The sequence below is a fragment of the Paraburkholderia sp. HP33-1 genome (assembly GCF_021390595.1).
Lineage (GTDB): Bacteria > Pseudomonadota > Gammaproteobacteria > Burkholderiales > Burkholderiaceae > Paraburkholderia.
This window is the reverse complement of the sequence record NZ_JAJEJR010000001.1, coordinates 2,255,007-2,277,122: the sequence shown is the minus strand read 5'-3', so window position 1 is coordinate 2,277,122 and position 22,116 is coordinate 2,255,007. Positions and strand designations below refer to the sequence as shown.

Below are 22,116 nucleotides of genomic sequence, written 5' to 3'. Positions count from 1 at the left end.
GGGTTCGGTGGGGGCTCAGGCCGTCGTGTTCAGGCTCGCGAAATCAGCGCCTCGTTCGACCAGATCGATGATGAGCGGTGACGGTCGCCAGAACAGCGGGTCTTCCTTCGCGAATTCGCGGATGTCGGCGAGAATCGTCGGCAGGCCGACACTGTCCGCGTATTTCATCGGCCCGCCGCGGTAACGCGGAAAGCCATAGCCGTACAGCAAGGTCACGTCTACGTCGAGCGGGCGCAGCGCGATGCCTTCGTGCACGACGTTCGCGCCTTCGTTGATCAGCGCGGCCATGTAGCGGCGCATGATCTCCTCGTCGCTGAAGCTGCGCGGCGTGATGCCCGCGCGCTTGCGCTCGGCATCGATGATCGCCTCGACTTCGGGATCGGGCGTGCCGCCGCGCGTTCCTTCGGGGTACAGATAAAATCCGCGGCCGGTCTTCTGGCCGAACCAGCCACGCTCGCACAGGCGATCGGCGATCTGCACGTAGCGTGCGTTCGGGTTGCGCGTAGCCGCGCGGCGTTTGCGCGCCGCCCAGCCGATGTCGCCGCCCGCGAGGTCGATCACCTGGAACGGTCCCATCGGAAAGCCGAACGTGCGCACCGCTGCGTCGATCTGGTACGGAGAGGCGCCGTCTTCCATCAGCGCGTCCGCGGCGGCGCGATACACTGCGAGCAGGCGATTGCCGATGAAGCCGTCGCACACGCCCGCGCGCACCGGCGTCTTGCGCAGCTTCTTCGCGAGCTCGAACGCGGTCGCGACGACGTCGGCGCTGACCTGCTTCGGCACCACGACTTCGAGCAGCTTCATGATGTTGGCGGGCGAGAAAAAGTGCAGGCCGACCACGTCGGCGGGACGCGAGACGCTGGCCGCGATCGCGTCGATGTCCAGATACGAGGTGTTGGTCGCGAGCACCGCGCCGGGCTTGCAGACGCGATCGAGTTCGGCGAACACTGCCTTTTTGACGTCGAGGTCTTCGAACACGGCTTCGATCACGACGTCGACGTGCGCGAGCGCATCGTAGGAGGTGCTGCCGCTCCAGCGCGCCATGATCGCGGCCTTCCTCTCCGCGGTAAGCCGGCCCTTGGCGATCAGCCCGTCGTAGACCTTGTCGATGTGCGCGCGGCCTCGCGCGAGCGACGCCTCGTCGCGTTCGATCATCGTGACGGGCAGTCCCGCATCGAGCACCGCGACCGCAATGCCCGCGCCCATCGTGCCACCGCCGATCACGCCGATCGCGTCGAGCGCGCGCGGTTTCGCGTCGCGCGTTTCGGGCGCTTTCAGCACTTCGCGCTCGGCAAAGAACGCGTGAATCAGGCCGGCGCGCTGCGGGCTGTCGAGGCATTGCAGGAACAGCTGGCGTTCGAGTTTCAGGCCCTCGTCGAAGGGCTGTTCGATCGCAGCCTCGACCGCGTCGACGATTTTCAGCGGAGAGAACAGGCCACGCGCTTTCTTCGCCGTTTCCTCGCGCGCTTTTGCGAGCGCCGCGAGGCTCGCGGCGCGATCGGTCAATGCAGTAGCCTCGCGCGTGCGGCGCACCGGGGCATGGGCGGCAAGCAGTTCGTGCACGTAGGCGAGCCCTTCGGCGAGGATATCGCCGCTGTCGCCGAGACGGTCGATCAGGCCGAACGCGAGCGCTTCCTTCGCGCTCGCATGGCGGCCGCTCAGCATCAGATCGAGCGCGGCCTGCGCGCCGATCAGGCGCGGCGTGCGCTGCGTGCCGCCCGCGCCCGGCAGCAGACCTAACTGCACTTCAGGCAGGCCGAGCTTCGCGCCGTCGACGGCAATCCGGTAATGCGCTGCCAGCGCCACTTCGAGGCCGCCGCCGAGCGCGGCGCCGTGGATCGCCGCGACAACGGGTTTCGCGCACGCCTCGATGCGGTTGCACACGTCCGGCAGCGACGGTGGCACCGGCGGCTTGCCGAACTCGCGAATATCGGCACCGGCGATGAAGTTGCGCCCCGCGCCGACGATCAGCACGGCTTGCACGGCCTGATCGGCGTCGGCGGCTTCGATCGCGGCGAGCAGACCGCGCCGCACGTCGGCGGATAGCGCGTTGACCGGCGCATGGTCGATCGTGACGAGCAGCACTTTGCCGCGCAATTCGCGCGTGACGACGTCGGTTGAGGCGGGAAGGGTCATCGGGGGTGTCTCCGTTTGATTGTGGCGAGGCGCGCGCGATCTTCGTGCGCCGGATCGCCCCATTCTGGAGTGGTCAACGTTCATTGACAATGACATGTCTGATTGACAGACTGTCAAAGTTATTTTGACAAAGGCGCTTCGATGGACGTCAACTCCCTGACCTTGCTCGTCGACATCCTCGACGCCGGCAATCTGAGCGAAGCGGCGCGCAGGCTCAAGATGAGCCGCGCGAACGTCAGCTATCACCTGAACCAGCTCGAGCGCTCGGTCGGGCTGCAATTGGTGCGTCGCACCACGCGTCGCGTCGAGCCGACCGAGATCGGTCTGCGGCTCTACGAGCACGGCCGCACGATTCGCAACGCGCTGCTTGCCGCGCGCGAGTCGGTGACGACGCTCGGCCAGAGCCTGCAGGGGTGCGTGCGGCTGAGCGTGCCGAGCGGTTACGGCCAGATCGTGATGTCCGATTGGCTGATCGCGTTCAAGCGGCTGTATCCGGGCATCGTGCTCGACGTGATGTTCGAGAACCGCGTCGAGGATCTGATGCGCGACGAGATCGACATCGCGGTGCGCGTGATGTCGGAGCCGCCGCAAAACCTCGTCGCGCGGGACATGGGGCCGGTCAGGTACGTAGCGTGCGCGTCGCCCGAATTCGCGCGGACGCACGGCATGCCCGTGACGCTCGACGACCTGCGCGCGGCGCCCCTGATTACCGCCACCGTGATAGGCAAGCAGCTACGGCTCGCCGCGTATCTACGCGACGAGCGTCACGAAGTACTGCTCGAACCGACGATCATCTCGGAGAACTTTCTATTTTTGCGCCAGGCAGTGCTGGCTGGTCTCGGCGTCGGACTCGTGCCCGACTACGTGGTGCAGGACGATCTGAAGCGCGGCGCCTTGCTGAGCGCGCTCGATGCGTGGCGGCTCAGCATCTTCGGCACGCACATGTACATGCTATATATGCCGAACCGGCATCAGACGCGCGCGGCGGCGACGTTCATCGACTTCGTGCTGGAGCAGGTGCGGAACGCGGGCAGCGGCGGCGTGAGCTGACGCTGCGAACTCAGACGCCGAGCTTGCGCACGATGGCCGTCGTGACCATCGGCACGCCGACGCGCAGCAGCTTGCGCACGCCTTCGTCGCTGCCGACTTTTTGCACCACGTTGTCGATCATCGTCTGCATCACGCTCGCCGGGTAAAACTCGCGAAACATCCCGTTCGCGCCGGTTTGCTCGAACACGTAATGCAGGAACGAGCCATCCGGTGGCCCGATGCGCTTGAAGAGTCCCATCTTGACGACGCGGTTGTTCCACAGATGCAGCGTGTACGCATCGGAACAGAGCGCATCGCATTCGTCGAAATAGCGCGGCAGGAACACCTTGTAGTAATCGTCGAAATGCACCGGATAAAACAGGCTTTCGGGAAGACCGGCCTTCACGCCGTAGACGGCGGTCAACAGACGCGGGCCCGTGTCGCCCCACTTCAGCGCCGTACCTTTCATCGCTTCGACCCGTTCGATCAACTGGTGCAGGCGCGGCTGATCCGGATCGAGCCGCAGCATCGCATTGCAGATGCTCGACGACGTCTGCCGGCCGATCAGGTCGCCCTTGGCGTTGAGATCGAAATCGCGTAGCAGCAGCAGGTCGGTATCGACCCAGATCTCATCGGTCTTCGTGAACATCACCAGGCGGAAATAGTCGGTGAAATGCTGCATCGACGGTGCCCCGTGGATCGGGAAGTCGTTCAGCGAATCGCGTGGCAGTATCGTGCTCGCGTCCTTCGCGATCATGCGGGGCGGCAGATTGGCGATCGGCTCGTAGCTATAAAGCGAGACCTCGCTGCCGTACAGCGTGAACGAATTCAGACACGCAATTTCATAGGGAGAAAGTTCTGGACCGTGCCAGAACGATGCGAATCTTGCCTTGCGCATAGGTCATCCAGGGAAACGATCATGCGGCGCAACATGCGCGCCGCACCTTTACCGATGCTAGACGCGCACGGCAACGGTCAGACGTAAAGGGCTCGAATCGCACAGGAGTTGTCGCGAATCGTTGAGGCCTTCGCACCGCGTCGGCGATTATGGGCGGGTGTATGTCGTATGCGGTGAATCCGGCAGCGCCTGGTGATGCGCCAACGAAACGGCGCAGGGACGTGGGCTAAACTGAAGAGCACCGGGCTTGCGTGCAAGTGCAGCAAGCATTGGGCCATGCACCGCGCCATGCAACGATAAAGACGATATCCAGGAGAGACGATGAACCTCGACGGCGAGACTTATGATTCGCTCACGGCCAATTTCACGTGGCGTATTCCGCCGCGCTACAACATCGGCGTCGACACGTGCGACAAATGGGCCGATGGATCGGGGCGTCTCGCGCTTATCTACGAAGACGCCGACGGCCGCGCGACCCGCTTTACGTTCGACGAACTCAAAGCGCTGTCCGACCGCTTCGCCAATGCGCTGCTTGCGGCGGGCGCGCGGCGCGGCGACCGCATCGGCATCTTCCTGTCGCAATCGATCGAAACGGCCATCGCGCATCTCGCCGCGTACAAGGCCGGCATGGTCGCGGTGCCGCTGTTCGCACTGTTCGGCGTCGACGCGATCGAGCATCGGCTCGGCGACAGCGGCGCGGTCGCGCTGATCACCGATCAGGCCGGTGTGCACAAGATCGGTGAAATTCGCGGTGCGCTGCCCGAATTGCGGCAGGTGTTCAGTGTCGATATCGAGCAGGATACCGAAGCATCGCAACAGTCGGTGCGCTCGTTCTGGCAGGCATTGCATGGCAGCGCCGCCGATTTCACGCCGGTCGATAGCGCCGCGGACGATCCCGCGATCATCATCTACACGTCGGGCACGACCGGCAAACCGAAGGGCGCGTTGCACGGGCATCGCGTATTGCTCGGGCATCTGCCCGGCGTGGAAATGTCGCAGCAGGGCTTTCCCGCGCACTCGACGCTGATGTGGACGCCCGCGGACTGGGCGTGGATCGGCGGTCTGTTCGACGTGCTGCTGCCGTCGTGGCATCACGGCGTTGCGGTGCTCGCACGCCGTTTTGCGAAATTCGACGGCCACGCCGCGTTCGATCTGCTCGTGCGTCACGCGGTCTCCCATGCGTTTCTGCCGCCGACCGCGCTGAAGATGATGCGTGGCGTCGAGCGGCCTGCACATCTGCGTCTCGCGTTGCAATCGGTCGCGAGCGGCGGCGAATCGCTCGGCGAGGAACTGATCGGCTGGGGGCGCGAGGCGCTTGGCGTGACGATCAACGAGTTCTATGGGCAGACCGAGTGCAACGTCGTCGTGTCGTCGTGCGCGGCGCTGTTCGAGCCGTGTTTCGGTGCGATCGGGCGCGCGGTGCCGGGGCATCATGTCGCGATCGTCGATGCCGACGGCAACGAGCTGCCGCCCGGTGCGATCGGCGATATCGCGGTGGCCGCGCCCGATCCGGTGATGTTTCTCGGCTACTGGCACAACGATGCGGCGACGGGCGACAAATTCCGCGGCAAGTTTCTGCTGACCGGCGATCTCGGCACGCGCGACGCGGACGGTTTCATTCGCTTCGTCGGCCGCGGTGACGACGTCATCACGAGCGCCGGCTACCGGATCGGCCCGGCGTCGATCGAGGATTCGCTGCTGCGTCATCCGGCGGTCTCGATGGCGGCCGTGGTCGGCGTGCCCGATCGCGAGCGCACCGAAATCGTGATGGCGTTCGTCGTATTGAAAGCCGGTTTCGTCGGCGACGATGCGCTCGTGCGCGAGATTCAGCAGCACGTGAAGACGCGTCTGGCCGCGCACGAATATCCGCGCGAGATTCGCTTCGTCGAAAGCCTGCCGATGACGGCGACCGGCAAGGTGATCCGCAAGGCGTTGCGCGAGGCGGTGACGCATGGTGCGCACGCGCTCCCGCCGGCAAAAAACTGAGTCTGCTACGATGACCGAACCACGTTGCGAGTGACAGCGGAGATACTCGATGCGTCCGGAGACGGCAATTCGTTTCGAGCAGGAGTTCGCGCCGCGCATCGCCGAGGCGATCGCCGCGTGCTTCGCGAAGACCGTGCACACCGAGGTGTTGCCACGCGGCGCGCAGGGACAGCCCACCCGCGTGCGGATTCATGCGGCGCCGCTCGAAGAACTCGGCCATTACCCGCATCCGTTGAATCTGTATCTGACCTGGGACAGCGATGAAATAGAAAGGCTGATGGGCGAGCAGGGCGCGGCGCGTTTCGCCAGATATCTCGCCGCGCTGCCTCGCAAGCTCAATGCCTGGACCCAGGCGCGCGAACTCGATTTCCTTACGCATACGCAGGGCCAGCCAGTCGCGTTGATCGGCGGGCTCGATTTCGAGTCGTAGGTGCGCGCGTTCATCCGCGTTCGCATCTGACAGCTGGATAAAAAACGGCCGCTGCGCTCGAAGAGCCAGCGGCCGTTGCTTTTACAGAGTAGGGCAAGCGCGACGCTTAGCCACCCAACGCCGGATCGCTCATGCTGCTATGGCCCGTCTCCACGTGACCGGCGAAGCGGCGCGCGAACGTCGGGTCCGTATCGACTGTGATCGCGAGATCGTACCAGCCATACGCGTTGCGCAGATCGAGGTACAGGTTGTCAGTGTCGCCACCGCGCACCGCGTGCCTGATCACATTGTTCGCGTCGTACGCATTGACGATCGTGAACTGGCAACGCGCACGGCCAACGTTCTCGAGTCGAAGTTGCAGATTGCCGTTCGCGACATCGTAGCCTTCGGCAACGGCCGGTCGCGCCGTGTCCGGACCACTCCACCCGCTTCGCGCGACCACCTTGCCCGCGAAGCGGCGCAGGAAACCATTCGGGCCGTGCACGCTGAAGTCGTAGCTGCCATCGGCGTTGAGCGCCAGCGTGTCCTGTAGATGCTTGCCCGCTTCGACGGTATAGCTGCGCGGCGCGTCGGCGCTATTCGCCGCGTACACGAGGAACACCGCGCCCGCGCGACCCGTGTTGACGAAGCGCATCGTCAGCTTGCCGTGCGAGCCTTCGTCGACGCGCACGAACAGTTCGTACGGCAACCCGCGTGCCGGGCGCACGCCGGGTTCCTGCTGCGGCAGCGTCTGCAGCGCCGGCGGCTGCGGCACGTAATCCTGATGACGGTTCTGGTCGGGCGGCACATAGCCGCTCGTGCTGGGCAGCGACGGCACCGACGCGTTCGGATTGGCGAAGTTGAACGCCGAGGTCAGATCGCCGCACACCGCTCGACGCCACGGCGTGATGTTCGATTCGCCGAGATCGTGCTGCCCGCCGAAGCGCTTTTCGATGAAGCGGATCACTGACGTATGGTCGAACACCTGCGAGCACACGTAGCCGCCTTTGGACCACGGCGAGACCACCAGCATCGGCACGCGCGGTCCGAGCCCGTACGGCGCGGCGGCGTTCTTCGGATCGCCCGGATAGATTTCGTGCGTGATGTCGACGGTCGACAGACCATTCGCGCTCGACGCGGCCGCGAACGGCGCCGCGATGTGATCGAAGAAGCCGTCGTTTTCGTCGTAGTTGATCAAGAGCACGGTCTTGCTCCACACGTCCGGGTTCGACGTGAGGATCTGCAACACCTGATCGATGTACCACGCGCCGTAGTTGGCCGGCCAGTTCGGATGCTCGCAGTAGGCTTCGGGGGCGACGATCCACGACACCTGCGGCAGCGTGCCGTTCTGCACGTCGCGCTTCAGGATGTCGAAGTAGCCGTCGCCGTTCGCGGCGTTGGTGCCCGTGCGCGCGTTGTCGTAGAGCGGGTTGCCAGGCTGCGCGATGCGGTACTGGTTGAAATAGAGCAGCGAGTTGTCGCCGTAGTTGCCGATATACGCGTTCTGCGTCCAGCCCCATGAACCGTTCGCGTCGAGCCCGGTGCCGATGTCCTGATAGATCTTCCACGAGATGCCCGCATTCTGCAGCACTTCCGGGTAGGTCGACCAGCCGTAGCCGAGCTCCGAGTTGTCGATCACCGGACCACCGCCGCTACCGTCATTGCCGACCCAGCCGCTCCACATGTAGTAGCGGTTCGGATCGGTCGGGCCCATCAGCGAGCAGTGGTACGCGTCGCAGATCGTGAATGCGTCGGCGAGCTGGTAGTGGAACGGGATGTCGTCGCGCGTCAGATAGGCCATCGTGGTCGCGCCTTTCGACGGAACCCACTGATCGTTGCGCCCGCCGTTCCACGCCGCATGCGTGCTGCCCCAGTCGTGCGCGAGATCCTGCAGGAATTGCAGGCCGAGGTTCGGCGCGGTGGGATGGAACGGCAGCACGTACCCGGCACCGGCGGTGTCGGTGGTGAGCGGCTGATACCACACCGGCTGGCCGTTCGCGAGATTGATCGCGCGCGTGTCGCCGAAGCCGCGCACACCCTTGAGCGTGCCGAAGTAGTGGTCGAACGAGCGGTTCTCCTGCATCAGCACGACGATGTGCTCGACGTCGCGGATCGTACCGGTGCGATTGTTGGCCGGAATCGCGAGCGCATTGCGGATGCCTGGCGGCAGCATGCTCAGCGCGGTGAAGGAACCGGCAGCTTGCGCAGCCGAGCGGAGAAAATCACGGCGATTTTTTAAGGTCATGGTTGTGGCTTTGATCTTCGGTGGAGGAAAAAGGCACGGGACAACGGATTGCGGTGCTGCAACGGCGCTGCTGCGTCGGACGCGCGAAGGCAGGTTGCCGCCGCGCGCGGCGCGATTCTCAATCGACGGTATGGATGACGGGGCTCGCGAGCGGTGGCGAGGTGACGGACAGCGCCGTGCCGGCTTCGGATGCGGGTGTCGCGGGTGTCTGGACCGTCAGCGTCGGCGGCGCGGAGTCGGCCGGCGGGGTGGCGATAGATGGGTCGCCGGGGCTAGCGGCGGAATGCTCGGTAGAACTGATCGTATTTGTGCTGGCGGGCGGGTCGTCGTTGCTGCATGCGCCCGTTAGCGCGCATAGCGCGATGACCGCCACGACGCCAGTCAATCGTTTGCGCCGCGGCGCATGGATTGGGCTCGACACGAAAGGCATGGCACTGTCTCCGGGCGGGGAAGGGATGCCTCGCCATCGATGTGCCGAGGTCAGCGATGCAGCAGCATAATCGCCGAACCGTGTAATTTTTATGAAGTATCCGTAAGCGGTGAAGCGCCGTTTATTGCTGTGCGCGGACGAACGCCGCGATGGCGTCATTCAGCTCGGCGGGCGCGTCGCGATGCGGCGAGTGTCCGCAGGCGTCGAGCTTCACGAGTTGCGCGTGCGGCACGCGCGCGGCGATCGTGTCGATCTGCGCCATCGTGCCGTAGTTGTCGTCGTGACCCTGGATCGCGAGCAGCGGGCGACGGATCGGCGCGAGCGCGTCGACGATCGACCATTGCCTGAACGCCGGATCGAGCCAGATATCGTTCCAGCCGTAGAACGCGGAATCGACGTCCGCGTGATAGCGGGCGAGCTTCGCGCGCAGATCGGTGGTTTCGTAAAGCGCTTTGGTCTGCGCGATGCTGTGCACCGAGATGTCTTCGACGAACACATGCGGTGCGATCACGACTGCGCCCGCGAGCGCATCGGGATACAGCGCCGCGTAGAGCAGCGCGATCGAGCCGCCGTCGCTATGGCCGATCACCCACATGCGCTGGCGTTGCCGCGGGTCGATATCGAGCGCGTCGAGCAGAGCGGGGAGGATCTCGCGCGCCTGCGCGGTCATGAAGTCGACCGGCCATTTTTCGTGTGCGGCGCGCGGTGTCGAGAGTCCGTAGCCAGGCCGCGAATAGACGAGTCCGCGCATGCCGAGCCTCTCGCACACCGTCTGCGGCCAGTCGCGCCACATCGCGATCGAGCCGAGACCTTCGTGCAGGAAGACCGCGATCGGCGCATCGTCTTCCGGGGCGTCCGGCTGTTCGTTGACCCAGCGGTACTCGATGCGCAGCGGCCCATGCGACGCGGTTGCCGGCAGTTCGGCGAAGCGGCTGGCGCCGCTCGCGGCGGAAGCGGCAGGGGCGGTAGCACGGTTCTGCATCAATCGATCACCTATGAAATTTCGCGCAGCTTGAAGCGTTGAATCTTACCAGTGGCGGTCTTCGGCAGATCGTCGGTAAACACGATATCGCGCGGGTACTTGTGCGGCGCGAGCCGTTCCTTGACGAAGGCCTTCAGTTCGTTCGCGAGCAGCTCGGACGGCATGAAGTCGGTCTTGAGCACGACGAACGCGCGCGTTTTCACGAGCCCGCCATGATCGACGCCGACGACCGCCGCTTCGAGCACCGCGGGATGCGCGACGAGCACCATCTCGACCTCGACCGGCGACACGTACTGGCCGCTCACTTTCAGCATGTCGTCGCTGCGGCCCGCGTAAACATAGGAGCCGTTCGCGAGACGCCGATACTTGTCGCCGCTTCTGATCCATTCGCCGAGAAACGTCGCGCGCGTTTTCTCGCGATTGCTCCAGTACATCAGCGCCGCGCTCGGCCCCTTGATGAACAGATCGCCGACTTCGCCATCGGGCACCGGCCGCCCGGCTTCGTCGCGCAACTCGACTTCGTAGCCCGGCACGGGACGCCCGGTCGTGCCGTATTCGACTTCGCCAGGGCGATTCGACAGGAAGATGTGCAGCATTTCCGTCGAGCCGATCCCGTCGAGAATCTCGGCGCCGAAGTGCGCGGTGAAGCGTTCGCCGACGTCGCGCGGCAACGCCTCGCCCGCCGAGGCGCACACGCGGATCGCGACGTCGGCGCGCGCGGGCAGATTCGGCGACACCAGCATGTTCGCGTACAAGGTCGGCACGCCGTAGAACACCGTCGGACGATACTGGACGAGCCGCGCGAAAATCGCGTCGGCGGTCGGGCGCTCGGCCATCAGGATCGCGGTCGCGCCGACCGACAGTGGAAAGGTCAGCGCGTTGCCGAGCCCATAGGCAAAGAACAGCTTCGCCGCCGAAAACACCACGTCGCTTTCGACGATGCCCAGCACCGGCTTCGCATACAGCTCGGCGGTCCAGTACAGATTTGCGTGCGTGTGGACGGTGCCTTTAGGCTTGCCGGTCGAGCCCGACGAATAGAGCCAGAACGCGATGTCGTCCGCGTTGCTCGTGCAGCCTTTGAGCGCGGGTGTTGCCGCGTCGAGCAACGTTTCGAAGCGGGGCGTGGCAGGCGGCGCGTCGGTGGCGGCGTGAGGCTGCGAGACGATCAACTGGCAGCCGTCGTCGTCGATGCTGCCGAGCGCCTCCATCACGTTAGGCAGTAAAGGTTCCGAAGCGATGACCGCTCGCGCGTGGCTGTGCGTCAGCATGTAGGTATAGTCGGCGGCGCTCAGCAAGGTGTTCGCGACGACCGGCACGATGCCCGCGTACAGCGCGCCGAGAAACGCGACCGGCAGCGACACGGTGTCGAGCATCACGAGCAGCACGCGCTCTTCGGGATGCACGCCGAGCGTGCGCAGCGCGCTGGCGCAGCGCCGTGCGCGCTCTTCGAGCTCGCCGTAAGTCATCGCGCCGTGGTCGTCGAGATAGGCGACCTTGCTCGCGCGCGCTTCGTTCAACCGGAACAGATGCGTCGCGAAGTTGAACAGCGGGGGCGGCGGCGCGACGGGCTGAGGCATGCTCGTTTCCGGCAGGGCTTCCATATGTCTCCTCCATCCGTGGGCGCGGTGCGGCTGTTGTGTGCTTGTGATCCGCTCGATGCTTACTGCTCGGCGCTTAGGCGCACGTGAATTCGATTGCGCCTTGCGGCAGCAGATACAGCATCAGCGCCTCACCGTTCGCGCCCGCCGCCGGATCGCCGGCGCAGGACCATGACGGCAGAGGATGACTGTGTTTGTGATTGGATCAACTTTTGGCGAAAATTAAACCGTTCATCTTGTGCGTGTCAAGCACTATAGTACATGTATCGAAGTCACGAGGTCGCAGAACATGAATCAAAAGTACCCTCCCGCGCCGTTGGACGAAGCCGAAGCCGACACGGCCCGCGCCGAACGCGGCGAACGCGAAGAACGCGACCCGTTTCTCACCGCGATGGGCGAGCGCGTGCGTCTGCTGCGCGCGCGCCGCGGCATGACACGCAAGACGCTGGCGGCCGAAACCGGTCTGTCGGAGCGGCATCTGGCGAACCTGGAATCGGGCGTCGGCAACGCGTCGGTGCTGGTGCTGCGCCAGCTCGCGGCCACGCTGAACTGCCCGCTCGCCGAGGTGATCGGCGACGAAACCACTGCATCGGCCGAATGGCTGCTGATCCGCGAGCTGCTGCAAGGGCGCGACCAGGCGGCGCTGCAGCGCGCGCGGATCGCGCTCGCGGAGATGTTCGCGCAGGCGCCGCGCGACCCGCACCGCAAGGACCGCATTGCGCTGATCGGCCTGCGCGGCGCGGGCAAGTCGACGCTCGGGCGCATGCTCGCGCAGGAGCGCAAGGTGCCGTTCGTCGAGCTTACGCGCGTGATCGAACAGCTCGCGGGCTGTCCGCCGTCGGAGATCCATTCGCTGTACGGTGCGAGCGCGTATCGCCGCTATGAGCACCGCGCGCTGGAGGCGGTGATCCACGAGCATCCGCGCGCGGTGATCGCGTCGCCGGGCGGGCTCGTGTCGGAGTCGGGCACGTTCAACGCGCTGTTGTCCCACTGCTTCACTGTCTGGCTGCAGGCGACGCCCGAGGAGCATATGCGCCGCGTCGTCGCGCAAGGCGATCTGCGCCCGATGTCCGGCAACCGCGAGGCGATGGACGACCTGAAGCGCATCCTCGCGGGGCGCGCCGAGCTGTACGGGCGCGCGGACATGGCGTTCGACACTAGCGAGAAGACGCTCGCCGATGCCTACCTGCAGCTGCGCGACCGTCTCGCCGCGCGCCTCGCGGCGGAAGCGCCCGACGAAGCGCGCATGAACTGACCTGGCGTGGGCGCCAGGGTTTCTCTGTAAAAATGCACTAAAGTGCTTTACGTGGATGTGTTGATGCACTATTGTTCAAAAACAGATTGCATCGTCCAGTCAGGAGACGCTCCATGTCCACAGCACCCACCGCCGTTGCTCAGGCCGCGCCGGTCGACTACCGCACCGATCCGTCGCAGTACAAGCACTGGAAGCTGAGCTTCAACGGTCCGGTCGCGACGCTCGGCATCGACATCGCCGAAGACGGCGGCATCCGCGATGGCTACAAGCTGAAGCTCAATTCGTATGACCTCGGCGTCGACATCGAACTGCACGACGCGATCCAGCGCATTCGGTTCGAGCATCCGGAAGTCCGTACGGTGGTGGTGACGAGCCTGAAGGACCGGGTGTTCTGCTCGGGCGCGAATATTTTCATGCTGGGGCTGTCGTCGCATGCGTGGAAGGTGAACTTCTGCAAGTTCACGAACGAAACCCGCAACGGGCTCGAAGATTCGTCGCGCCATTCGGGCCTGAAATTCCTCGCGGCGGTGAACGGCGCATGCGCGGGCGGCGGCTATGAACTCGCGCTCGCCTGCGACGAAATCTATCTGATCGACGATCGTTCCTCCTCGGTGTCGCTGCCGGAAGTGCCGCTGCTCGGCGTACTGCCGGGCACGGGCGGTCTGACTCGCGTGACCGATAAACGCAAGGTGCGCCACGACCGTGCGGATATTTTCTGCACGGTGGTCGAGGGCGTGCGCGGTGAACGCGCTAAGGCCTGGCGTCTCGTCGACGAAGTCGTGAAGCCAAACCAGTTCGACCAGGCGATTCAGGCGCGCGCGCTCGAACTCGGCGCGCACAGCGATCGTCCGGCCGATGCGCAGGGCGTCGCGCTCACGCGCGTCGAACGCGCGGATCGCGACGATGGCATCAGCTATCAAACGGTCGATGTCACGATCGATCGCGCGAAACGCGTCGCGACCTTCACCGCGCGCGCGCCGCAGAGCGCGCAACCCACCGACCTCGACGCGATCGTGAGCGCCGGCGTGCACTGGTGGCCGCTGCGATTTGCGCGCGAACTCGACGACGCGATCCTGTCAATGCGCACCAATGAGCTCGACATCGGCACATGGGTGTTCAAGACCGAAGGCGACGCGCGCCACCTGCTCGCCGCCGACGCGACGCTGCTGCAGTTCAAGGATCACTGGTTCGTGCGCGAAACGATCGGCATGCTGCGCCGCACGCTCGCGCGCATCGACGTGTCGTCGCGCTCTATCTTTACGCTGATCGAGCCGGGCTCGTGCTTCGCCGGCACGTTCGCCGAACTCGCGTTCGCTGCCGATCGCACCTATATGGCCGCGCTGCCCGAGAACGAGGAAGAGGAGCCGGCGATCACGCTGTCGGAAGTCAACTTCGGCCTGTATCCGATGGTGACGCATCAATCGCGGCTTGCCCGGCGTTTCTACGAGGAAGCCGAGCCGCTTGATGCTGTGCGCGCGCTGATCGGTCAACCGGTCAAGGCGCTCGACGCCGAGCGCCTTGGTCTCGTGACCGCGTCGCCGGACGATATCGATTGGGCCGACGAAATCCGCATCGCGCTCGAGGAGCGCGCGGCAATGTCGCCCGATGCATTGACCGGCCTCGAAGCGAATCTGCGTTTCAACGGGCCGGAAACGATGGAGACGCGCATCTTCGGCCGTCTCACCGCCTGGCAGAACTGGATCTTCAACCGGCCGAACGCAGTGGGCGAGAAGGGCGCGCTCAAGGTGTACGGCAAGGGCAGCAAGGCGCAATTCGATGTGTCGCGCGTTTAACAGGAACCGACCATGTCCTCGATCAACTACAGCGAAAAGATTCCGAACAACGTCAACCTCGCCGACGACCGCGCGCTGCAGCGCGCGCTCGAGCAATGGCAGCCGAACTTTCTGTCGTGGTGGGGCGAGATGGGCCCGGAAGGCTCGCACGGCTACGACGTGTATCTGCGCACCGCGGTCAGCGTCGACGCGGGCGGCTGGGCGCACTTCGATTACGTGAAGATGCCGGAGTACCGCTGGGGCATTTTCCTCACGCCGGGCGAGCAGGATCGCAAGATCCACTTCGGCGAGCACAAGGGCGAAGCCGCGTGGCAGGACGTGCCCGGCGAGCACCGCGCGAACCTGCGCCGCATCATCGTCACGCAGGGCGATACGGAGCCGGCTTCGGTCGAGCAGCAGCGTCACCTTGGTTTGACCGCGCCGTCGCTCTACGATCTGCGCAACCTGTTCCAGGTCAATGTCGAGGAAGGCCGTCATCTGTGGGCGATGGTGTATCTGCTGCATCGCTACTTCGGCCGCGACGGTCGTGAGGAAGCCGAAGCATTGCTCGGCCGCCGCTCGGGCGACGACGACAATCCCCGCATTCTCGGCGCGTTCAACGAGAAAACGCCGGACTGGCTCGCGTTCTACATGTTCACGTACTTCACCGACCGTGACGGCAAGTTCCAGTTGTCGGCGCTCGCCGAGTCGGGTTTCGATCCGCTCGCGCGCTCGACGAAGTTCATGCTGACCGAGGAAGCGCATCATATGTTCGTCGGCGAGTCGGGCGTGTCGCGCGTGATCCAGCGCACCGCGCAGGTGATGAACGAGCTCGGCACCGACGACGTCGCGAAGATCCGCGCGGCCGGCGTGATCGATCTGCCGACCATCCAGCGCTATCTGAACTTCCATTACTCGGTCACGATCGACCTGTTCGGCGCCGATCATTCGTCGAACGCGGCGACGTTCTATAGCTCGGGCCTGAAGGGCCGCTACGAGGAAGGCAAGCGCGACGACGATCATCGCCTGAACGACCATAGCTACAAGCTGCTCGACGTGCAGGACGGCAAGCTCGTCGAGCGCGAGGTGCCGATGCTCAACGCGATGAACGAAGTACTGCGCGACGATTACATCAAGGACTCGGTCGCGGGAGTCGGGCGCTGGAACAAGGTGCTCGAGAAGGCCGGTATCGACTTTCGCATGACGGTGCCGCACAAGGCGTTCAACCGGCAGATCGGCACCTTCGCGGGCACGCGTGTGTCTCCCGATGGCCGGGTCGTCAGCGAAGCCGAATGGGCCGCGAACGAGGCGAAGTGGCTCGCCACGCCGGAAGACCGCGCGTTCGTCGCGTCGCTGATGGGGCGCGTCGCCGAACCGGGCAAGTTCGCGAACTGGATCGCGGCGCCCGCGATGGGTGTGAATCGTCAGCCGGTCGATTTCGAATACGTGCGCTTCAACTGAAGCAGCCGAAGCACGAAAGGCGCGCTACCTGGTGGAGGAAGTCATGAACGGCCCAGTATCGGTCGAAGTTCTGCGGCAGCATCTGATCGATCCGGAGATCTGCATTCGCTGCAATACCTGCGAAGAGACTTGCCCAATCGATGCGATCACGCACGACGACAACAACTACGTCGTGAAGGCCGAGGTCTGCAACGGCTGCATGGCCTGCGTGCCGCCGTGCCCGACCGGCGCTATCGACAACTGGCGCACGGTGCTGAAGGCCGATGCGTATTCGATCGACGAGCAGTTCACGTGGGACGTGCTGCCCGAACAGAACACGATGGCGGTGCCGGCTGACGAAGCCGCGAGCGCTTGCGCTGCGGGCGACGGTACCGCCGAAGCGGACGGCGTCGAAGTCGATACCGTGCGCGGCGCGGTCGTGCCGCCGTGGTCGGCCGCGAAGCCGTACGTGAATCTCTACACCCACAAGGCGCCGACCACCGCGACCGTGGTGGGCAACTACCGGCTCACCGACAGCGCGACATCGAGCGACGTTCATCACATCGTGCTCGATTTCGGCTCGATGCCGTTGCCCGTGCTCGAAGGCCAGTCGATCGGCATTCTGCCGCCCGGCGCGAGCGCCGACGGCCGCGTGCATCACGCGCGCCAGTACTCGGTTGCCAGTCCACGCGACGGCGAGCGGCCCGGCTATAACAACGTGTCGCTGACGGTCAAGCGGGTGTCGCAGCAGCATGGCGACGCGATCGACGGCGTCTGCTCGAACTATCTGTGCGATCTGAAGAAGGGCGACGTGGTCAACGTGATCGGCCCGTTCGGCAGCACGTTCCTGATGCCCAATCATCCGAACTCACATCTGCTGATGATCTGCACGGGCACCGGTTCGGCGCCGATGCGCGCGATGACCGAGTACCGCCGGCGCAAGCGTCTGAAAGGCGCAACCGGCAAGCTGATGCTGTTCTTCGGTGCGCGCACCAAGGAGGAGTTGCCGTATTTCGGTCCACTGACGAACTTACCGAAGGATTTCATCGACACGACGCTCGCGTTTTCGCGCACGCCGGGACAGGCGAAGCGCTACGTGCAGGACGCGATGCGCGAACGCGCAGCCGACGTCGCGAATCTGCTGAAGGACGACAACACTTATATCTACGTGTGCGGCCTCAAAGGCATGGAGGACGGCGTGCTGCAGGCGCTCAAGGACATCGTCGAGCAGCACCAGCTCGATTGGGAAGTCCTGTGGGCGAAACTCAGGCGCGAAGGGCGGCTGCATCTGGAGACGTACTGAGCGGCGCGCGCCGGCACGCCCGCGCGCACGGCGCTTTGAAAATCGCGGTCGATTTGCTACAGTCGGCCCACGCCGCCGGCCGCGCGCCGGCACTGTCCGCCGCACGCGGCAGTCTGCCACCGACGCAGCCACTCAGCCGGAGCCGTCCGATGAAGCCGATTCGTTCACTTGCGCTGATCGCGCTGTTGTACGCCGCGCTGGCGCATCCGGCGAGCGCCGACGATCTCGCGCGAATCAAGGCGGCGGGCGTGTTCCGGATTGGCACCGAAGGCACTTACGCACCGTTTACCTACCACGACGACGCGGGCAAGCTGACTGGCTTCGACGTCGAACTCGCGAGTTCGATCGCAGAGCGTCTCGGCGTCAAGGCGCAATTCATCGAAGGCAGATGGGAAGGGCTGATCGGCGGTCTCGACGTCAATCTCTACGACGCGGTGGTCAACGAGGTCGCCGTTACCGACGAGCGCAAGCTCAAATACGATTACTCGGACCCGTACATCACGTCGCACGCGGTGCTGATCGTCGCGTCGGACAACACCACGATCCAGTCTTTCAATGATCTGAAGGGACGCAAGTCCGCCAATACGCCGACCAGCAATGTCGGCAGGATCGCGGCTGCGCACGGCGCGCAGGTGATTCCGGCGCGGGGCTTCGACGAGTCGATCGATATGCTCGTCGCGGGCCGCGTCGACGCGACCGTCAACGATTCGCTGTCGTTTCTCGACTACAAGAAGCGCGTGCCTGACGCGAGAATCAAGGTCGTCGCGGTCGATACGTCGCCCGATAGCAGCGACAAGTCCGCCGTGCTGATCCGCAAGGGCAATCCGAAGCTGCGGGTGGCGATCAACGGCGCGCTCGCCGGTATGAGAAAAGACGGTACGTATCAGCGGATTTCGCTGAAGTACTTCGGCAGGGACGTGTTTCAGTGAACGTCGGCCGACGCTGACGCGGATAAATCGGCATTAAAAAAGAAGGGGCGTCGAAACGCCCCTTCCTTGTTGCTGTCAGCGTTGCGAACATGCGGCGCGCCGCTTGTTCAACGCAGCAGACCCAGGTCTCACACCGTCGCGTCGCTGAGCGCGGCGTCGAAGAAACGCGCCTGCGCGTCCGCGTTCACGCGTGCATACGATCGGTTGACGCCGCTGATCACGGCGCGGATCGACGCGGTGATCAGGTTCGCATCGACGCCGACGCCGAATGCGCTGCCGGCCACATCGGCGCCGGCCATTTCGGCGATCGCGATCGCGCGCGCATCGGCGCCTTGCGTCAGCGCGCGTTCCTCGTAGTGCTGGATGCGTACGGGCACGTCGAAGGCGTGCATCAGCGCGTCGAGCGGGCCGTTGCCGGCGCCGGTCAGCACGCGCGGAGTGCCGTTGATTTCGACGTTGAGCTTGATGTGCTCGCGGCCGTCATGCTCGGACAGGCTGTGGCTGATATAGCGTACCGGCTCGGCCGTGCGCACGTATTCCTGCTGGAACAGTTCCCAGATCTGCGCGGGCGTGACTTCCTGGCCGCTGTCGTCGGTGTAGCGCTGCACAGCCGAGCTGAAGTCGACCTGCAAGCGGCGCGGCAACACGACGCCGTAGCTCTGCTCGAGCAGATACGCGATGCCGCCCTTGCCTGACTGGCTGTTCACGCGAATCACGGAGTCGTAGGTGCGGCCGAGGTCGCTCGGATCGATCGGCATGTACGGCACTTCCCAGATCGCGTCCGGCTTCTGCGCGGCAAAGCCCTTCTTGATCGCGTCCTGATGCGAGCCCGAGAACGCGGTGAAGACGAGATCGCCGACATACGGATGACGCGGATGCACCGGCAACTGCGTGCATTCCTCGGCCGTGCGCGCGACTTCGTTGATGTTCGAGAAATCGAGCTCGGGGTCGACGCCCTGGGTGTACAGGTTCAACGCGAGCGTGACGAGGTCGACGTTGCCGGTGCGCTCGCCGTTGCCGAACAGACAACCTTCGACGCGATCGGCGCCCGCCATCACCGCGAGTTCCGCGGCCGCGACGGCCGTGCCGCGGTCGTTATGCGGGTGGACGGAGACGATCAGCGAGTCGCGGCGCGCGAGATTGCGGTGCATCCATTCGATCTGGTCCGCGTAGACGTTCGGCGTCGCCATTTCGACGGTGGCTGGCAGATTGACGATCGCCTTGTGCTCGGGCGTCGGTTGCCAGATGTCGAACACCGCGTCGCAGACTTCCTTGGCGAATTCGAGTTCGGTGCCGCTGAACACTTCCGGGCTGTATTGCAGCGTGAAGTGCGTTTCCGGCTGCGCGTCGGCGAGGCGCTTCATCGTGCGCGCGGCCTTCTGCGCGAGTTCGATCACGCCGCTCTTCTCGAGGCCGAACACGATCTTGCGGAATTCCGGCGCGGTTGCGTTGTACAGGTGGACGATCGCGCGCGGGGCGCCGCGCAGGGATTCGAAAGTACGCTCGATGAGATCGTCGCGTGCTTGCGTGAGCACTTCGATCGTCACGTCGTCGGGAATATGGCCACCCTCGATCAGCTCGCGCACGAAGTTGAAATCGGTCTGCGACGCCGACGGAAACGCGACTTCGATTTCCTTGAAACCGATCTGCACCAGCGTCTTGAACATGCGCATCTTGCGCTCGGCGTTCATCGGCTCGAACAGCGCCTGGTTGCCGTCGCGCAGGTCGGTGCTCATCCAGATCGGCGCGCGCGTGATGGTGCGTGACGGCCACTGGCGATCCGTCAAATTGATCGGCTTGAACGAGCGGTACTTGGTAGCAGGGTTTTTCAACATTTTCATCATCCGAGGGAGAGACCGTGGAACGGGTGTCGACCGGACGACGAAAACGCGATACTGGGCCGCCGGTCGGAAACCGGGGCTGGGTCAGTTACTGGGGATTCAAGCGATGCTTCGGTGGATCAGAGAGAAGCGGACGCGCGCAGCAGACCTAGCCCGGTAGAGCGGGCTAGTAGTAGCGATAGGGTGGTCTGGGCGCAGTACATAGGGCGCAATGGGAACATATTATTGAGATTGCGTCAAGGGCTGCGGCGGGATGAGCCGTGGTGTTCGGATCACTGGGCAGGAGGCGGAGATGAAAAGGGTAGCGAAGATATCGGGCGTCGTGTGGCTCTGCGCGGGCGCGGCGTTGGCATGTGGGTTCGCTGGGCAGGCGGGCGCGCAGGGGCTCAGCGCGCAGAACGACATGAACGCGCCGCAGAACAGCACGCGTCTGATGCCGCAGGCGGCGTGCGGCAGCGAGTATCCGACGCATGGCAACCAGCAGGCGGGCGAACTGAATCTGAATCCGACCGACCCGCGCGCGCAACTGGTCAACTGCTTGCCGAACAACGCGAACGCGGGCGGCTACGGCGCACCGCTGGCGGGCGTGCGTACTTATGTGCAGCCACAGCGGCCGGCGAATTGAGATTGGCGAACTGACGCCGCTGCGCGCCGCTCACCTGCCGGACAAGACCTGCAGCGTATCGTTGCTGACGATCACCGACACGCCGATCCCGACCAGGATCAGCGGCAGCACCGCTGAGCCGTACCGCCGGATCGGCGCGCCGAGCAGTGGATGCTCGACGAGCCACGTCGCACCCGCGCACCACAGCCCGATCATCAGGATGAACACGAGCGAAACGAGCGCGTTCTGGGCGGGCGTATGGCTCGCGTACAGCGGCACGTAGACGGCGATGTTGTCCGAGCCGTTGGCGATCGCGACGCTCGCCACCGTCCAGCTCGATGAGCCGCCAGCGGATGGCGGCGCGGATGCATGGATCTCCTCGCTATCGTTGCGCTGCGCGTGGCGGGGATCGAAGCGCTGCCATGCCTTGTGCAGGCCGACTGCGATCGGCAGAAAGCCGAGCAAGCCCACATAGCCGGCCGGCAGGCGCGCGAGCAAGGCCGCGAGTACGAGCGCCGCGGCGACGAGAATCAATGATCCCGCGTACTGTCCCGCGATGACGCGGCGGCGCTGCGCGCCCGTTTCGCTCAGAAACCCGAGCAGCACGAACAGGTTGTCGATATTGGTCGCGGCGTACGCGGCGATCGCGAGCAGGACTAGGCTGAGCATGAAGAAGCCGGGGTCGTTACAGGAGGGAAAGGGGCCTCGAAATCGCCGCCCAATGCGGCCGACTTCACGGCCGACTCCGCCCCCAGCGGCGCGGCCGGTCAACACGATGCCGATGTGCCGCGCCTAGGTCAAGCGGCAGGCCGCTGCGGCGCGGGGCGACGGGACCGTAAGCTACAATGACCGACGCCTGGAACAACGGAACATCGATGAAGATGCGGATTCTCTCTTTCGCCTGTGTCGCGAGCGCCGCTGCGCTGCTGGCGGCCTGCACCACCGTCACTCGCAACTCTGGCGCGTGCGAGCAGCTGATGCGTAGCAAGCTGGCAGAGACGTCATCGGGGATGTCGTCGGACACGCTGCGGGTCACGCATCGCGCGGCTGCGATTCGCGGCTCGCGGGTCGTGGTGGAGGGGATGATCGCGCATGTGGTGAGCGCGTCCGGGACGGCGGCATCCGCGCCGAAGAAGGTCAACACGCCGGCCGCCGCCGAGTGCACGTTCCACGGCGAACAGCTCGACGTGTTCCGCTGGCTCGCGCCGGCGCAGCTGGCCACGCCGGTCGCGCAACCGGCTGGCGCGGCGGGCTGAGTT

General features: G+C 64.9%; 18 protein-coding genes. 11 read left to right on the top strand and 7 right to left on the bottom strand.

Annotation, left to right across the window (positions count from 1 at the left end; all coding sequences use genetic code 11):
* Window positions 1–15 precede the first annotated feature (15 nt).
* A complete protein-coding gene (locus L0U81_RS10305) occupies window positions 16–2,136 on the bottom strand; it encodes a 3-hydroxyacyl-CoA dehydrogenase NAD-binding domain-containing protein (protein WP_233802313.1) in 2,121 nt (706 codons plus the stop codon).
* 141 nt (window positions 2,137–2,277) lie between these two features.
* On the opposite strand from L0U81_RS10305, the gene L0U81_RS10300 reads away from it, so the two are divergent.
* Window positions 2,278–3,186, top strand: coding sequence for a LysR family transcriptional regulator (locus tag L0U81_RS10300; protein WP_233802311.1), 909 nt, complete (start codon window positions 2,278–2,280; stop codon window positions 3,184–3,186).
* Between the two features lie 10 nt (window positions 3,187–3,196).
* Here L0U81_RS10300 and L0U81_RS10295 read toward each other — a convergent pair whose 3' ends face one another.
* Complete coding sequence (locus tag L0U81_RS10295) at window positions 3,197–4,063, bottom strand: hypothetical protein (RefSeq protein ID WP_233802309.1); 867 nt, start codon at window positions 4,061–4,063, stop codon at window positions 3,197–3,199.
* A gap of 321 nt (window positions 4,064–4,384) precedes the next feature.
* On the opposite strand from L0U81_RS10295, the gene L0U81_RS10290 reads away from it, so the two are divergent.
* Entirely contained in the window at window positions 4,385–6,049 is a 1,665-nt protein-coding gene (locus L0U81_RS10290; protein WP_233802307.1) for an acyl-CoA synthetase, read from the top strand.
* Window positions 6,050–6,098: 49 nt separating this feature from the next.
* The gene (locus L0U81_RS10285) at window positions 6,099–6,479 is read left to right on the top strand and encodes a DUF5594 family protein (protein ID WP_233802305.1); all 381 of its coding nucleotides are present in this window, start codon (window positions 6,099–6,101) and stop codon (window positions 6,477–6,479) included.
* A gap of 106 nt (window positions 6,480–6,585) precedes the next feature.
* Here the strand turns inward: L0U81_RS10285 and L0U81_RS10280 are convergent, their stop codons facing one another.
* Window positions 6,586–8,703: a phosphocholine-specific phospholipase C gene (locus L0U81_RS10280; protein ID WP_233802303.1), complete on the bottom strand. Its 2,118-nt coding sequence runs from the start codon at window positions 8,701–8,703 to the stop codon at window positions 6,586–6,588.
* 20 nt (window positions 8,704–8,723) lie between these two features.
* On the opposite strand from L0U81_RS10280, the gene L0U81_RS10275 reads away from it, so the two are divergent.
* Window positions 8,724–9,203, top strand: coding sequence for a hypothetical protein (locus L0U81_RS10275; protein ID WP_233802301.1), 480 nt, complete (start codon window positions 8,724–8,726; stop codon window positions 9,201–9,203).
* A 51-nt stretch (window positions 9,204–9,254) separates the two neighbouring features.
* Here L0U81_RS10275 and L0U81_RS10270 read toward each other — a convergent pair whose 3' ends face one another.
* Window positions 9,255–10,115 carry an alpha/beta fold hydrolase gene (locus tag L0U81_RS10270; protein WP_233802299.1) on the bottom strand — a complete coding sequence of 287 codons (861 nt, stop codon included), beginning with the start codon at window positions 10,113–10,115 and terminating at the stop codon, window positions 9,255–9,257.
* An 11-nt stretch (window positions 10,116–10,126) separates the two neighbouring features.
* Window positions 10,127–11,716 (bottom strand): benzoate-CoA ligase family protein, encoded by a 1,590-nt coding sequence (locus L0U81_RS10265; protein WP_233802297.1) that lies wholly within the window; start codon window positions 11,714–11,716, stop codon window positions 10,127–10,129.
* Window positions 11,717–12,002: 286 nt separating this feature from the next.
* Here L0U81_RS10265 and L0U81_RS10260 point away from each other — a divergent pair, with 286 nt between their 5' ends.
* The 5 genes from L0U81_RS10260 to L0U81_RS10240 all read left to right on the top strand — a co-directional run bounded on the left by L0U81_RS10260 (window position 12,003) and on the right by L0U81_RS10240 (window position 18,412).
* A complete protein-coding gene (locus tag L0U81_RS10260) occupies window positions 12,003–12,968 on the top strand; it encodes a helix-turn-helix transcriptional regulator (RefSeq protein WP_233802295.1) in 966 nt (321 codons plus the stop codon).
* Between the two features lie 113 nt (window positions 12,969–13,081).
* On the top strand, window positions 13,082–14,761 hold the full coding sequence (gene boxC / locus L0U81_RS10255) for a 2,3-epoxybenzoyl-CoA dihydrolase (protein WP_233802293.1): 1,680 nt from the start codon (window positions 13,082–13,084) through the stop codon (window positions 14,759–14,761).
* Window positions 14,762–14,773: 12 nt separating this feature from the next.
* Window positions 14,774–16,201 carry a benzoyl-CoA 2,3-epoxidase subunit BoxB gene (gene boxB / locus L0U81_RS10250; protein WP_233802291.1) on the top strand — a complete coding sequence of 476 codons (1,428 nt, stop codon included), beginning with the start codon at window positions 14,774–14,776 and terminating at the stop codon, window positions 16,199–16,201.
* A gap of 43 nt (window positions 16,202–16,244) precedes the next feature.
* Complete coding sequence (boxA, locus tag L0U81_RS10245; RefSeq protein WP_233802289.1) at window positions 16,245–17,483, top strand: benzoyl-CoA 2,3-epoxidase subunit BoxA; 1,239 nt, start codon at window positions 16,245–16,247, stop codon at window positions 17,481–17,483.
* A gap of 149 nt (window positions 17,484–17,632) precedes the next feature.
* A complete protein-coding gene (locus L0U81_RS10240; protein ID WP_233802287.1) occupies window positions 17,633–18,412 on the top strand; it encodes an amino acid ABC transporter substrate-binding protein in 780 nt (259 codons plus the stop codon).
* Between the two features lie 128 nt (window positions 18,413–18,540).
* On the opposite strand, the gene leuA is transcribed toward L0U81_RS10240, so the two are convergent.
* Window positions 18,541–20,247, bottom strand: a complete 1,707-nt coding sequence (leuA, locus tag L0U81_RS10235) for a 2-isopropylmalate synthase (RefSeq protein WP_233802285.1) — start codon at window positions 20,245–20,247, stop codon at window positions 18,541–18,543.
* A 298-nt stretch (window positions 20,248–20,545) separates the two neighbouring features.
* Between leuA and L0U81_RS10230 the strand changes: the two genes are divergently transcribed.
* Complete coding sequence (locus L0U81_RS10230; protein ID WP_233802283.1) at window positions 20,546–20,878, top strand: hypothetical protein; 333 nt, start codon at window positions 20,546–20,548, stop codon at window positions 20,876–20,878.
* A gap of 30 nt (window positions 20,879–20,908) precedes the next feature.
* On the opposite strand, the gene L0U81_RS10225 is transcribed toward L0U81_RS10230, so the two are convergent.
* Entirely contained in the window at window positions 20,909–21,526 is a 618-nt protein-coding gene (locus L0U81_RS10225; protein WP_233802281.1) for a cadmium resistance transporter, read from the bottom strand.
* A 206-nt stretch (window positions 21,527–21,732) separates the two neighbouring features.
* Between L0U81_RS10225 and L0U81_RS10220 the strand changes: the two genes are divergently transcribed.
* On the top strand, window positions 21,733–22,113 hold the full coding sequence (locus tag L0U81_RS10220) for a hypothetical protein (protein WP_233802279.1): 381 nt from the start codon (window positions 21,733–21,735) through the stop codon (window positions 22,111–22,113).
* The last annotated feature ends 3 nt before the right edge of the window (window positions 22,114–22,116 follow it).

Coding starts and splice junctions, on each gene's coding strand:
- L0U81_RS10300 (WP_233802311.1), top strand. CDS start 2,278: ATGGACGTCAACTCCCTGACCTTGCTCGTCGACATCCTCGACGCCGGC.
- boxC (WP_233802293.1), top strand. CDS start 13,082: ATGTCCACAGCACCCACCGCCGTTGCTCAGGCCGCGCCGGTCGACTAC.
- L0U81_RS10220 (WP_233802279.1), top strand. CDS start 21,733: ATGAAGATGCGGATTCTCTCTTTCGCCTGTGTCGCGAGCGCCGCTGCG.
- boxB (WP_233802291.1), top strand. CDS start 14,774: ATGTCCTCGATCAACTACAGCGAAAAGATTCCGAACAACGTCAACCTC.
- L0U81_RS10290 (WP_233802307.1), top strand. CDS start 4,385: ATGAACCTCGACGGCGAGACTTATGATTCGCTCACGGCCAATTTCACG.
- L0U81_RS10240 (WP_233802287.1), top strand. CDS start 17,633: ATGAAGCCGATTCGTTCACTTGCGCTGATCGCGCTGTTGTACGCCGCG.
- L0U81_RS10305 (WP_233802313.1), bottom strand. CDS start 2,136: ATGACCCTTCCCGCCTCAACCGACGTCGTCACGCGCGAATTGCGCGGC.
- boxA (WP_233802289.1), top strand. CDS start 16,245: ATGAACGGCCCAGTATCGGTCGAAGTTCTGCGGCAGCATCTGATCGAT.
- L0U81_RS10225 (WP_233802281.1), bottom strand. CDS start 21,526: ATGCTCAGCCTAGTCCTGCTCGCGATCGCCGCGTACGCCGCGACCAAT.
- L0U81_RS10260 (WP_233802295.1), top strand. CDS start 12,003: ATGAATCAAAAGTACCCTCCCGCGCCGTTGGACGAAGCCGAAGCCGAC.
- L0U81_RS10265 (WP_233802297.1), bottom strand. CDS start 11,716: ATGGAAGCCCTGCCGGAAACGAGCATGCCTCAGCCCGTCGCGCCGCCG.
- L0U81_RS10295 (WP_233802309.1), bottom strand. CDS start 4,063: ATGCGCAAGGCAAGATTCGCATCGTTCTGGCACGGTCCAGAACTTTCT.
- L0U81_RS10270 (WP_233802299.1), bottom strand. CDS start 10,115: ATGCAGAACCGTGCTACCGCCCCTGCCGCTTCCGCCGCGAGCGGCGCC.
- L0U81_RS10280 (WP_233802303.1), bottom strand. CDS start 8,703: ATGACCTTAAAAAATCGCCGTGATTTTCTCCGCTCGGCTGCGCAAGCT.
- leuA (WP_233802285.1), bottom strand. CDS start 20,247: ATGTTGAAAAACCCTGCTACCAAGTACCGCTCGTTCAAGCCGATCAAT.
- L0U81_RS10230 (WP_233802283.1), top strand. CDS start 20,546: ATGAAAAGGGTAGCGAAGATATCGGGCGTCGTGTGGCTCTGCGCGGGC.
- L0U81_RS10285 (WP_233802305.1), top strand. CDS start 6,099: ATGCGTCCGGAGACGGCAATTCGTTTCGAGCAGGAGTTCGCGCCGCGC.